This is a genomic window from Gemmata obscuriglobus (assembly GCF_008065095.1).
Lineage (GTDB): Bacteria > Planctomycetota > Planctomycetia > Gemmatales > Gemmataceae > Gemmata > Gemmata obscuriglobus.
Genome location: NZ_CP042911.1, coordinates 7,286,932 through 7,299,126, shown reverse-complemented (window position 1 = coordinate 7,299,126; position 12,195 = coordinate 7,286,932). Strand labels below are relative to the sequence as shown.

Sequence of the window (12,195 nt, the reverse complement as noted above, 5' to 3'; positions counted from 1 at the left end):
AGTGCCGGTCGCCAAACCGCGCTGTCGTGGGGTGAGTGTAGCAAGTGGTTTGCCGAAGGGCATTTTATCGCATCAGGGCCGATGCCCGGTGGCACGTTTGGAGACGAGCCGTTCGTTCACGGCGCGACCGCACAAGCCGTTCACACGTTCCAGGAACCTGGCGTCCCAAGTGACCGGATTATGACGAGCCGCCGCGCCCACACCGACAGTGCAGCGACGGCACTGCGCCGCGACGAGCAAAGATTATGAAGATGTGACCTGTACCAAGAAGCACGCCAGCCTTGATCCCCTACGACCGCGGGACGACGATCGAGCGTTCGCTGCGGAAGTTGAGGGGCTGGGAAGTAGCCGGAGCACTGTTATCGACCGGACCCGGAGGCGAACCGCTTTCGTCATGACCTCGTGGCACGTCGTTGACTGTGCCTTCACTCACTTCTACTCCCGCCGGAAACGGGCCTTTCATGCAAACCAAAATCCGGTGCCCGTGCGTCCCGAGGCTGAAGTCTGTGAAGCCGGAATGAAACCGTCGCGGCGCGCAATGTCCGCCCGCCCGAACGTCCACCTCGCAGAAGGAAGGACGGACCAAACGCTCACGAGGAGCCCGAACATGTTTCGCAAACTGCTGCCGACGGTTGTGCTCGCGGTCGTGACTCTGACGGGTTGGGCGGCAACGGCTTCCACCGCCGATGCCGGCGCCCCGACCATCCTGCCTCACCATCGGTTCGAGGTGCTCGCCACACGCGGCGGAAAGTGGACGAGTCACGGGGTCTATCACCTGCACGCCCGCGCCGAAGTGGTCGCTATCCGATTGCGGTTAGAAGGGTATCGAGTGGAGATCCGGCAGTTCTAATCAGTTCTAACCAGTTCTAACCAGTGCGCAAAAAAGGACCGGCCGCTAACTGTCACACTGTCGCCCATTCAGTGTGGCAATCGCGGCCGGTCTGAAAGAACTATAGCCGCGCTTGGTGTCGGAATCAAACATGAGAGTCGAAAAAATCGACTCCTTACGAGGACGTGTCGAAGATTCCGACTCAGAATGAAATATCGCGAATCGTTGCTGCGTGGCATTAAGTTGTTTGCAGCGTGTGTGTTGCGGTGGAAATGGTGAAAAACGTTTTCGCTGGCACCATACATGCTATTTGAGAAGCTCATCGCACCGGCCGTTCGCCCAACCTCGCCCTGATCGCCCAGCGGTCTCCGGTCGCGATTTACCCGGTCCGCCCAACCGGGTTTTCCCGAACACGTTCAGATGCGTTCCGAGTTCGCCCTCGGAACACCGCCGGACCGGAGGAGGCCGCCCTTGAGCCCGCCTCTCCGGTCCGAGCGGTTTTTACACCCTCCCCAGAAATACGTGTCTTGAGTGCGAACGCCACCCGCCTGCGTTAGCAGACGGGTAACCGCCGGGCCACCCTCATCACCATCACTACTCGCTCAATCGGTCGCACAGCCGCTCCTTCCGGCAGTGGCCTTGTTACCCGGTGGCGCAAGAAGTGCAACACCTCAACGGGTCACAACGAGTTCCGTGGTGACTGCCCGTCGCAGCTCAACCGCTGCTCTCATTTCCGGTTTCGGGAGGCCAACATGGCGAACGACACATCGAGCGCCGGCACGCCACAAACGGAAGAGCTGAATCCCGGGTTACCGTGCCTCGTGTTGGAAACGCGAGTAAGGCTCGGAGCACTGGCGACACCCGAACAGGTAGCGGCTGCGGTGCGCGCCGCCGGATACCCCAACACCTCCGACGAAGACGTGCGTCAGCTCTGGGACGAGGGCCATCTGAACCGGTGATTCGGTGCCATCGCTCACCTGAGCCAGTCTCTTCGACTTCTCGCGCCTCATACACGATCCGGTTACTTGTGCTTGCTTTGGTCTTGTCTTCGTGGCACAGACATTCCTGTCTGTGCGGCGTTCTCGCGCTGCACAGACAGGAATGTCTGTGCCACAAGAAACAGACACCACCACCCGGACCGTGAATCAGATTCGGCACGTGCCGCGGCTACTTCTTCTTCATGGGTTGCGGGTTGGGCAGTGCGCGTTCGGTTTTCCTCCCCTCGTCGCCCTGGGCCTTCATCCACGCGTCGAGATCAGTGCGAAGTGTTTTCAGCCGGCCGGCGTGCTTCGGATCGGCGGCCAGGTTCTTCAGCTCCCACGGGTCGGCGTTCAGGTCGAACAGCTCTTCGGCAGGCCGGGCGTGGTTGAGCATGGCGCCGTTGCGCATCGGGTCGAGGCCGGTGAGCCGCGCCGCCCGACTCGGGGTGCAGCTCGGCGACGCGACGAACGCGTGCGTGAGCGTCACCCCGTCGGCCGCGAGCCGGACCATGTTCGGCGTCGGCACGTCCTTACCGCCATACGGTGAGCAATCGCCCCATCCGAGGTCGTCGGCAAGAAAGACAACGACGTGCGGCGCGTCCGCAGCCCCCGCTCGGCCTGCCAAGAGTGTGAGGAGAACGGCTATCAGGAGCGGCTTGTTCATGGCCGTGATTCTACTCCGGATGACTGCCTTCCCGGTCAACGCCTTCGCCACGCCGACCCGAGCGCGACCGTCACGCAAAGGTGGCACAGCTCGCCTTCCCAGCAATCCCGTTACCTTCGACCCGCGTGAGCCGTGGCGAAGCATTTCGGGCCGCGTGCCATCGGTATCTTAAGGGTGAGCGTGAAGGCCACCGCACCACCGCACCGGCGGCGTGGACGGTGGGGCTTTCAGCAAACGCTGTAACGGGGGTTACAGCACGGCACCGGCTGATGCAGCACTGATGGGTCGCGGACTGGACATTCGCTGGCGGCCGACTACCAATTCGCTGCTCGTTCGCTGGGTGGTCGCTACCCAGGAATCGCCGGTCCTGAGCCCGAAATACGAGCCCCGGGACGAACCGAGATCAAACGTCAGCGGGACGTGGCGAAGGGCGTAACAATTTGCCCGGACGCATTTTGTGTCGATCTAGACTCGGTGGGCGGCTTCGCCTCTCGGGTTAGAACTGGACGCCGACGGCACATCCTGACGGCATCGGGCTTCTGAAACTGCCGCACCGGGGGATAATGGGGGTAGAAAATACCCGAACTGCGGACCGCCGAGTCGATAACGACTCCCTAAATGGGAACACGTTCCGGTGCTGGTAGCAGATGGAATTTGGTCTGCACCGGCGTGCGGCTTCGGCATTTGACGACGAAACCCGGCGCGAAGCGGAACGCAACACATTGGCCTTCAAGGAGATCGAGTCACGGTGAAATACATCGACCCGCACATCCACATGATTTCGCGGACCACCGACGACTACCAGCGGATGGCCTACGCGCAGTGCGCCGCGATCTCCGAGCCCGCGTTCTGGGCCGGGTTCGATCGTGGCTCCGCACAGGGGTTCCACGACTACTTCCGGCACCTCACCGAGTTCGAGCCGAAACGCGCCGCCCAGTTCGGCATCAAGCACTACTCGTGGCTGTGCATCAACGCCAAGGAGGCCGAGAACGTCTCGCTGTCCCGCGAGGTGATTGCCATGATCCCCGAGTTCCTGTCGCGCCCCGGCGTGCTCGGGATCGGCGAGATCGGGCTCAACAAGAACACCCGCAACGAGGCGATCATCTTCCAGGAGCACCTCGACCTGGCCGCGAAGACCAACGAACTGGTCCTGATCCACACCCCGCACCTTGAGGACAAGTACAAGGGGACGCGGATGATCGTGGACATGCTCAAGGGCGACTCGCGGGTGAAGCCCGAGCGGGTGTGCGTCGATCACGTCGAGGAGCACACGGTTAAGTTGGCTCTCGACAACGGGTTCTGGTGCGGGATGACGCTGTACCCGGTCTCGAAGTGTACCCCCGCCCGCGCGGCCGACATCATCGAGATGGTGGGCACCGAGCGGATCATGGCGAACTCGGCCGGCGACTGGGGGCGGTCCGACCCGCTCGCGGTGCCCGAACTGATCCAGGAGATGAAGCGCCGCGGTCACTCCGAGGCCGACATCCGGAAGGTGGTGTACGAGAACCCGCTCACCTTCTGGCGCCAGGCGAACAACTGGACGGAGTGGCCACCGGAGCCCAGCACGAACGGCGTCGCACTCGCCAAAGCCAAGGCCGGCTACTAACGCTGGTCCCCGGCCGTCGGGCCGAATGCTGCACCGTCGCACGGCCTCACCGGATGATGACGTTAGGACTTCAGCAGTTTCACGTTCCAGGTTTCACGTAACGCCAAAAGGCACACGAGCGGTCTGGAGTTTGTGCCGAGTCGGTTCCTACTTGGAACCTGGAACTTGAAACGTGAAGCGACTGGATTTGTGACCCGACGCCTCTTCAACTTGAAACCGCACACGGACGAACGCACGACATGGCCCGTCGCAATTTGAGCCTCTCCGACACGATCCGCACCGCGCTCGCCAACCCGGGGGCGTCGCTCGCCGAAGCCCTTGAACCCTGGGAAGACACGGAGCTCACGCTCCGCGACGCGGAGGAGTTCGTGGCGGTGCTTCGCGAGCAAGCGGACGTGAAACGGCTGCTCACCCCCGGAAACGGCGTGCCGCTCCAGGCGCTCGCGCAACTGTTCCAGAACGAGGCCACCGACGACGCCACGCGGTTCCTGCGCGACCGGGGCACGCCGGAACTCGTCCGGCTGTTCGACCTCGCCATCGCGGTTCCCGGCGCCGACCCGGAGGCGTTACTGACGGTGTGCAAGATGCTCGCGGTCTACGTCTCCCAACCGGGGTTGGAGCGCGTCGCGGCGGCCGTGCGTCGGTTCCCCGACGAGTACATGTGGGAGGTGGTGTTCGGGGTGTACGCGGAGGACGGGCACCCGCTGGTCGGCGCGTTCATCGACCAACTGCGTGAACCGCTGCCGTCGGACTTCGCCGCGGTCGCGTTCCTCGATCTCGCCAACACGGCCGCCCGCGGCGGGACGGTCACCGCGCACCCGTTCGACACCGCAGAGGGCCACAAGCGGCTCGAAGCGTGGCTCGCCGACTCCGACGCCGACAACTTCAGCTACGCTCGGAGCGCGGCGGCGGCGCTGCCGTTTATCAGCGTAGCGGCCCGGAACACGCTGACGGCGCTGGCGATGGACCACCCCGATGTCGGGGTGCAGATGGAGGCGGCGCAGGCCGGCGCCTCGCGCGGGGGCACCGCGGGGCTCACGTTCCTGGCGCGCCTGTGCGAGGACCCGCGCTACAGCCTGGCCGCGCAACAGCACCTGCGCGACCTCGACCGCGCGGACCGCATCCCGCCGACGGCCGCGGAGCCGGACTTCGAGGCGCAGGCCGTGATGTGCGACTGGCTGGCCCACGCGGGCGAGTTTACCGGCCCACCAACGCACATCGAGCTGTTCGACACGCGCGAACTCAACTGGGTCCCCACCGACGACCGGCGCCAGGTGTGGCTGCTCCGGTACACGTACACCGGGCTCAACGGCGACGGCACCGACTTCATCGGGTTAGGTATGGTCGGCTCGATCCCGGCGGCGCTGATCGGCGAGGCCCACGCCGATATGAGCCCGGAAGACGTGTACGGCCTGCACTGCTGCTGGGAACTGGAAGTGACCGACGACCCGCGGGCGCCCGACCGGCGCTCCGCTAAGGCCGGTCGCGAGTTGCTGGGCATCTGAGCGCGGGGCAGGGGAGGGGCTACCGGTCGCGGCTGCCGGCTGTGCCCGGGGTGGGGCACACGCCCGCCCGGGACCGGATCGGTCGATCCAAGGCCGCATCGGCGCGAGGGCGTCACCCGCTGCGTGACGACGTTTGTTTCGTTGTTTGGCTTGAGCTGTGTGGGCTTCTTGTCGGATGTTCGCTTGTGAAGTGCGTGCCACAGACCTTCTACCGGCTAGCCGTAGCTTCTGGCCTTCGGCGACGCTTTGCGTGCCGACGGCCGGTTCACGGCCCCGAGTTTGAACCGGGCCACGAGTTCGCGGAGCTGTGCGGCCTGATCCGTGAGTGTTTGGGCGGTGGCGCTCATCTCCTCGGTCTGGGAGGCGTTCCGCTGGGTGACGGTGTCCATCTGGCCCACCGCCTTGTTCACTTGTTCGATCCCCGACGCCTGGTCCTTGCTGGCCGAGGCGATCTCGGCCACGATCTCGGTGACCCGCTTGACGCTGGACACGATCTCCGCCAGGGTCGCGCCGGACCGGTTCACCAGGTCGGTACCGGCGTCCACCTTTTTAACGCTGTCGCCGATCAACCCCTTGATCTCCTTGGCGGCGGTGGCGGACCGCTGGGCCAGGTTGCGGACCTCGGCCGCGACCACGGCGAACCCGCGCCCCTGCTCGCCGGCGCGAGCGGCCTCGACGGCGGCGTTGAGGGCGAGGAGGTTGGTCTGGAACGCGATCTCGTCGATGGTCGTGATGATCTCCGCGATCTTCTTGCTGGACGCGTTGATCTCGCCCATCGCTTCCACCGCCCCGCTCACGACCGAGCCGCCCCTCTCGGCTACCTCGCGGGACCCGTTAGCCAACTGCCGGGCTTGCTGCGCGCTGTCGGCGCTCTGCCGCACCGTGGCCGTGATCTCGTGCAGCGTGCTCGCTGTCTCCTCCAGGCTGCTCGCCTGCTGCTGCGCGCCCGTGGAGATCTCTTCGCTGGCGCTCGACAGTTGTGCGGCCGCATCGGCCAACTGTTCGGACACCTCCCGCACGCTCTCCAGGGCAGAGCGGACCGCACCGATCGCCTCGTTGAGCGCGGTGCCGACTTGGGCCAACAGGTCATCCCCGAGCGACGGGACGGTCTGAGCGAAGTCGCCGCTGGCCATACGGTTGACCGCGCTGAGGATCGCTCCGGCTTTGCGCTTCTGCTCGGTCAGGTCGGTGGCGAATTTCACCACCTTGTAGGGCTTGCCGTCGGCCCCCATGATGGGGTTGTACGAGGCCTGGAGCCAGACCTCTTGCCCGGCCTTGTCCACCCGTTTGAGCTCCCGGATCACCGATTCGCCCCGGTTCAGCTTGGCCCAAAACTCCCGATACTCGGCGCTGGCCGCGTACGCTTGGTCCACAAACATGCTGTGGTGCCGCCCTTTGATCTCGGCCAGCGTGTACCCCATCGCTTTGAGAAAGACATCGTTGGCGGTCCGGACGTTGCCGTTCATTTCAAATTCGATCACGGCAAAGGACCGTTTAATCGACTCGATCTGCCCACGGGAGTCCGTGTTGGTGGCTTCCAGTTCCAGTTGCCGGGTGATCACGTCCCAGGTGACGAGCGTCCCGAGCCGAGCGCCCGTAACGGAGAACACCGGTTGAACGCGCAACTCGAGCGTTTCCGGCCCAACACGGATGTTCGTCACCGGGGGGATCGTGCTCGCGCTCGCCAGCACCCCTCGCTGGTGCGCCGGGCGCTTGTGGAACACATCGATCGAACTGCCCACAAGCGATTCCGCGGGGATCGGCAAATATTGCTGAAGTCGCTTGAGCGTTTGTATGGTCGCCGGGTTGGCGTACCGGATCACGAACTGCGTGTCGCAGTACATGACGTTGAATTTAATCGCGTCGAGGATCTGGACCGGCACTTCGATGGGCAACCGGTGCCCGGTGTGCGAAGGGGGGCTGGTGACGTCGCCTGTCGCTCCCGATGCGGCCTTGAACAAACGGCTCAAGAGTCCCATGAAGATCCTCTAGTGAGTGTTCGGTCGACGGGGCTGTCGCCGCGAAGGGTTCTCACGCGGGGCGGCGACGCGTTGACACTTGTCTGTTTTTGAAGCAGGTGAAGGCTGTGATGATGTTGTCGCTAATTAGAGTATACACTCTTTTTGTCGGTATTTCTCCTGTCAAGAATATTGTTCGGTGATAGTGCACCGGATTTGCCCGAGGTTCTCCAATGGAACAGAATTAGCTCTGTCGGGTGATGGCGGGTGTAAAGCGGTTCAGCCCGAAGGGCGCCCGGCGCGATGCGGTGTAAGTGAGCCGGGCATAATAGGTTCACAGCCGGGCCGGTCAGGGGCGCGATTCGCGGCTCTTGCTTGATTCGGATCAGATACCGGCTGACTGAGATCCACTCTTGGCGCAACTTTCAGGTGGCTCGAAAAGTGTCGAAGGTGCTTCCACACTTTCACCGAGATCCGCCTCGATTCGGTTGGCCTTGATGCCGTATTGCGCGGGGCCGCGTGTGGCAGCCGACCCGGTTTCACCCAAAATGGCTTGGCAGCCCTATACTTGCACCGCGGCGCGGCCAGATGATGCCCCGGCACGCCGTACCGTAATGAGGTGCGCGATGGACTGGAAATCGTTCTGGAAGGTAATCGAAGACGCCTACCGGCCGGACGCGATCGACCACTTCGAGGCCCTCAAGGAGCGGCTCGGCGATCTTAAGTGGTTCGAAGTGATCGAGTTCCAGGTCAAGTTCGACGAGGCCATCAGTTCCGCGAACCTCATCGACCTGTGGGGCGCCGCACACCTCATCAACGGCGGCTGCTCGGACGACGGGTTCCGGGACTTCCGGGTGTGGCTGGTGGGCCGCGGGCGGCACGCCTACGAACACGCGCTGAAGAACCCGGACTCGCTCGCCGACATCCTCGACGGCGACCCGGTGGACGGGTTCGGGCTGGATGCCTCCGCGCTACGGGTGTACGAAGAGAAGACTGGGATGAGCGACTTCTACGCGCGACTCGACCGCGCCGAGGAGAACGCCCCGCCGCCACCGCCCGAGGGTACCGACTGGGACTTCGATGACCCCGACGAGATGCGCAAGCGGTTCCCGAAGCTGTGCCATCTGTACCTTGTACCGCCCGAGGGGCCGAACGAAGAGGGAACGTCGTAACCCCGGCCGTGGCGAGCCGGCCGCACAGGGAAGGGCGGTTCCAGGCAAAAGCTCTGTCCGCCCGCCGCCACGACCTCCGGCGTTTCAACGGCGCGGGCAAAGCATGTTATATCTTATTCTGAAGCCCACCTGCGCTGAGTTGCCGCACATGCCCGATCCATCGGACGTCACCGCCGTTCGTCCGCCCGATGGGGCGCCCGAGGCGACCGCGGTACGCCCGGTTCCGAGCACGGTCGACGAGACACTCGTGCGGCCCGCGCCGCAAAACCCGGCGGGCGCCCAAACCAGCGTGATGCCGCCGCGCACCGTATCGACGGGGTCGGCCGGGTTCGCCGAAGAGACGCGGCAACTCCTGCGCAAGCGGTTACTGGTCACACACGGCTCGATCGGGCTCGTGACCGGCGCGGTCGCCTTCCTGGGGCTCACGGGGCTTGCGCCGGTTCCGGAAGAGGCCGGGTTGGGGCGCTGGGCGGTCGGGCTCCCGCTGCTCGTGTTCGCTCAGAGCGTCGTGGGGCTGGGGTTCCTGATTCGGTATCCAGGGGCGTCGCTCACGGCGCTCCGGGCGGTTGAGGTGACCGAGTTCGGTATCATCGCCGGCGCCGGGTTCGTTGCCCGGTTCGTGGTGCTCGAAACCGACGCGGCCCCGTCGCCGGACGCGCGGTACCATCACCTGCTTTACCGGTTCAACTCGCTGATGACGGGGCTGCCGCTGCTGTTCGCGATCGTGCTGTACGGCGTGCTCATTCCGAACACCCGCCGCCGCAGCCTGATCGGGTCGGCGGTGCTGATCTCGGTGCCGCTTGTGGCCACGGCGATGGCCGCGGCCGCCAACCCGATGGTGCGGCCGACGCTCGCGTACGTGCTCCCGACGACGGCGCTGCCGCTGTTCATGGCCGGCGTGATCGCGGTGTTCAGCGCCGCCCGCTCGAGTACGCTCCAGCGGCAAGCGTTCGACGCGGTGCGCGAGCTGAAGCAGTTGGGCGCGTACACGCTGCGCAAGCGGCTCGGTGAGGGCGGGATGGGCGAGGTGTGGCTCGCCGAGCACCGGCTGCTGAAGCGGCCGTGCGCCATGAAGTTCGTGCGGGCCGATCTGGCTTCCGAGCCCGCCACCGCCGCCCGGTTCGAGCGCGAGGTGCGGGCCGTTACCGGCCTCACGCACTTCAACACGGTCCGCATCTACGACTACGGGCGCGGCAACGACGGCAGCTTCTACTACGTGATGGAGTACCTCGAAGGGCCGACCCTCGACCGCTTGGTGAAGGACCGGGGGCCGCTGGCCGTCGGCCGCGCGGTGTACCTGCTGCGGCAGTTGTGCGGCGCGCTGTCGGAGGCGCACCGGGCCGGGATGGTCCACCGCGACCTGAAGCCCGCCAACATTATCATTGCCTCCCTCGGCGGGCAGCGTGACGTGGCCAAGCTACTCGACTTCGGACTGGTCCAGGACCACGGCTCTTCGAGCGACGTGAAGATCACCCGCGCCGGGACGGTCCTGGGCACGCCGGCGTACATGTGCCCCGAGCAGGCCGCCGGCGAGAGCGTGGACCCGCGCGGCGACCTGTACTCGCTCGGCGCGGTAGCGTTCTTCTGCCTCACCGGGCGGCCGCCGTTCGAGGGCACGAGCGTCGGCAAGCTGATTAACGCGCACCTGACACAGCCGGCCCCGGACGTGCGCTCCGTTCGCCCCAGCGTGCCGGCCGACCTCGCCGGCGTAGTCGCGAAGTGCCTGGCGAAAGAGCCGGCGGAGCGATTTCAAACCGCATGCGCACTGGAAGCCGCACTTGCGGCGTGCGCGTGCAGCACCGAGTGGACCGCGGCGCTGGCGGCGCAGTGGTGGGAGCCGCCAACTACCGGGACCGCGAGCGCCGCGCCCTCTGCTACACTGGTTCTGTAGCGCGGCAAAGCACCGGGAACGCGTTCGCCGCGCGCCGTGCGGGCAAGATGCTCGCGGCCCCAGGGACGAACCGAGTGACGTACTTCTTGGCCCTCGAAACTTCGTGCGACGAAACTGCGGCTGCGGTGTTCACGGACGAACTGCAAGTGCTGTCCAGTGTGGTGGCGTCGCAAACGGACCTGCACGCTCGATTCGGCGGGGTCGTTCCCGAGATCGCGTCCCGCGCGCACTTGCGGAGCCTGCTTCCGGTCGTCGACGACGCGCTCGCGCGTGCCCACATCGGGTTGAAAGACATCGGCTGTGTGGCGGTTCATAACACCCCCGGTCTGGTCGGGGCGCTGCTGGTGGGTGTGAGTGCGGCGAAAGCGCTTGCGTTCGGGCTGGGGGTTCCGCTGATCGCCGTGAATCACGTTGCGAGCCACATCTTCGCGTGCCGGCTGGCCGCGGGCCGCGACATTTTCCCGTGCGTCGGGCTCGTGGTGAGCGGCGGGCACACGGCGCTGTTCCGGTGCGACACCGCGCTGTCGATGGAGTTGCTCGGCGGCACCCGCGACGACGCCGCGGGCGAGGCGTTCGATAAGGTGGCCGCGATTCTGGGACTCGGCTTCCCGGGCGGGCCGGCGGTCGAGCGCGAGGCGGCGGCGGGGAACCCCAAGGCGCACGATTTCCCGCGCTCGTTCATCCACGACGGCCGGCTGGAGTTCAGCTTCAGCGGGCTGAAGACGGCAGTGATGTACGCGTGCCACGGACAGGACGTGAAACGCGCCACCCCGCCGGGACCCGGGCAGAAGCGGGCCGACCTCGCGGCGAGCTTTCAGTCGGCGGTGGTCGATGTGCTCGCGATGAAGTGCAAGCAAGCGCTGCGCAAAACAGGTCTCGCCCGGCTCGCCGTTGGGGGCGGCGTGAGCGCGAACAAGCCGCTTCGAGCCGCGCTGGAAGCGATGTGCAAGAAAGAGGGAGCGGACCTGTTCATTCCCCCGCTGTCGCTGTGTACGGACAACGCCGCAATGGCCGCGCTGGCGGTCGAGAAATGGAAGCAGGGTGCGTTCGCGCCCGACGACCTGGACGCCGAGCCTAACTGGCTTTGATAGAAGAGTATTCACCGCGGAGAGAGGGCGCGGTAGTGTCGGTTGGTGTGGAGGGCGTGGTAAAGAGTATTCACCGCAGAGAGCACGGGAAGGCGCAGAGAGGAGGCATAAGAAAAGAGTTCAGTTAACTCTCTTGGTGCCTTCTCTCCGCGCCCTCCCGTGCTCTCTGCGGTGAATACTCTTGCTCTTGGTTTTATGCCTTGGCTTCTTCGGGAGCAGGAGCGGGCGCGGCGGCCGGCTTCGGAGCGGCCTTCTTCGCTTTCCGCTTGGCTTCGCGTTCGGCCTTCACCTTGGCGAGCCGTTCCTTCTCGGCCGCGGCGAATTTTTCCATCTCGGCGTTCACGGCAAGGCGTTCTTGCTTCGGAAGGTAGACGCCCGGCCCGAGGCGGGCTTCGTACCGCTTGCGGCGCTTTTCGGTCGCCTTCCGGGTATCGCTTGCGGGGTTCCCCATTATCGACTCCTTATGCTGTGTGTGTGCCCTTGACTGATTCGGTTTAGGGTA

The 12,195-nt window shown here is 65.2% G+C and carries 10 protein-coding genes; 7 read left to right on the top strand and 3 right to left on the bottom strand.

Annotation, left to right across the window (positions count from 1 at the left end; genetic code table 11):
* The first annotated feature begins 607 nt into the window (after window positions 1-607).
* Window positions 608-850, top strand: coding sequence for a hypothetical protein (locus tag GobsT_RS30095; protein ID WP_010044863.1), 243 nt, complete (start codon window positions 608-610; stop codon window positions 848-850).
* A 731-nt stretch (window positions 851-1,581) separates the two neighbouring features.
* Window positions 1,582-1,788, top strand: a complete 207-nt coding sequence (locus GobsT_RS30090) for a hypothetical protein (RefSeq protein WP_148087917.1) — start codon at window positions 1,582-1,584, stop codon at window positions 1,786-1,788.
* A gap of 208 nt (window positions 1,789-1,996) precedes the next feature.
* On the opposite strand, the gene GobsT_RS30085 is transcribed toward GobsT_RS30090, so the two are convergent.
* The gene (locus GobsT_RS30085) at window positions 1,997-2,473 is read right to left on the bottom strand and encodes a sulfatase-like hydrolase/transferase (RefSeq protein WP_010044866.1); all 477 of its coding nucleotides are present in this window, start codon (window positions 2,471-2,473) and stop codon (window positions 1,997-1,999) included.
* Window positions 2,474-3,221: 748 nt separating this feature from the next.
* Here GobsT_RS30085 and GobsT_RS30080 point away from each other — a divergent pair.
* A complete protein-coding gene (locus tag GobsT_RS30080; protein WP_010044870.1) occupies window positions 3,222-4,079 on the top strand; it encodes a TatD family hydrolase in 858 nt (285 codons plus the stop codon).
* A gap of 239 nt (window positions 4,080-4,318) precedes the next feature.
* Window positions 4,319-5,584: a hypothetical protein gene (locus GobsT_RS30075; protein ID WP_010044873.1), complete on the top strand. Its 1,266-nt coding sequence runs from the start codon at window positions 4,319-4,321 to the stop codon at window positions 5,582-5,584.
* A gap of 215 nt (window positions 5,585-5,799) precedes the next feature.
* On the opposite strand, the gene GobsT_RS30070 is transcribed toward GobsT_RS30075, so the two are convergent.
* On the bottom strand, window positions 5,800-7,563 hold the full coding sequence (locus tag GobsT_RS30070) for a methyl-accepting chemotaxis protein (protein ID WP_010044875.1): 1,764 nt from the start codon (window positions 7,561-7,563) through the stop codon (window positions 5,800-5,802).
* Between the two features lie 605 nt (window positions 7,564-8,168).
* Here GobsT_RS30070 and GobsT_RS30065 point away from each other — a divergent pair.
* The 3 genes from GobsT_RS30065 (at window position 8,169) to tsaD (ending at window position 11,693) form a co-directional block, all read left to right on the top strand.
* Complete coding sequence (locus tag GobsT_RS30065) at window positions 8,169-8,714, top strand: DUF4240 domain-containing protein (protein ID WP_010044877.1); 546 nt, start codon at window positions 8,169-8,171, stop codon at window positions 8,712-8,714.
* Window positions 8,715-8,862: 148 nt separating this feature from the next.
* On the top strand, window positions 8,863-10,605 hold the full coding sequence (locus tag GobsT_RS30060; RefSeq protein WP_010044879.1) for a serine/threonine-protein kinase: 1,743 nt from the start codon (window positions 8,863-8,865) through the stop codon (window positions 10,603-10,605).
* Between the two features lie 74 nt (window positions 10,606-10,679).
* A complete protein-coding gene (tsaD, locus tag GobsT_RS30055) occupies window positions 10,680-11,693 on the top strand; it encodes a tRNA (adenosine(37)-N6)-threonylcarbamoyltransferase complex transferase subunit TsaD (protein WP_010044881.1) in 1,014 nt (337 codons plus the stop codon).
* A gap of 193 nt (window positions 11,694-11,886) precedes the next feature.
* Here the strand turns inward: tsaD and GobsT_RS39055 are convergent, their stop codons facing one another.
* Entirely contained in the window at window positions 11,887-12,144 is a 258-nt protein-coding gene (locus tag GobsT_RS39055) for a hypothetical protein (protein WP_010049143.1), read from the bottom strand.
* Window positions 12,145-12,195: the final 51 nt, after the last annotated feature.

Coding starts and splice junctions, on each gene's coding strand:
- GobsT_RS30070 (WP_010044875.1), bottom strand. CDS start 7,563: ATGGGACTCTTGAGCCGTTTGTTCAAGGCCGCATCGGGAGCGACAGGC.
- GobsT_RS30060 (WP_010044879.1), top strand. CDS start 8,863: ATGCCCGATCCATCGGACGTCACCGCCGTTCGTCCGCCCGATGGGGCG.
- GobsT_RS39055 (WP_010049143.1), bottom strand. CDS start 12,144: ATGGGGAACCCCGCAAGCGATACCCGGAAGGCGACCGAAAAGCGCCGC.
- GobsT_RS30085 (WP_010044866.1), bottom strand. CDS start 2,473: ATGAACAAGCCGCTCCTGATAGCCGTTCTCCTCACACTCTTGGCAGGC.
- GobsT_RS30075 (WP_010044873.1), top strand. CDS start 4,319: ATGGCCCGTCGCAATTTGAGCCTCTCCGACACGATCCGCACCGCGCTC.
- GobsT_RS30090 (WP_148087917.1), top strand. CDS start 1,582: ATGGCGAACGACACATCGAGCGCCGGCACGCCACAAACGGAAGAGCTG.
- GobsT_RS30095 (WP_010044863.1), top strand. CDS start 608: ATGTTTCGCAAACTGCTGCCGACGGTTGTGCTCGCGGTCGTGACTCTG.
- GobsT_RS30065 (WP_010044877.1), top strand. CDS start 8,169: ATGGACTGGAAATCGTTCTGGAAGGTAATCGAAGACGCCTACCGGCCG.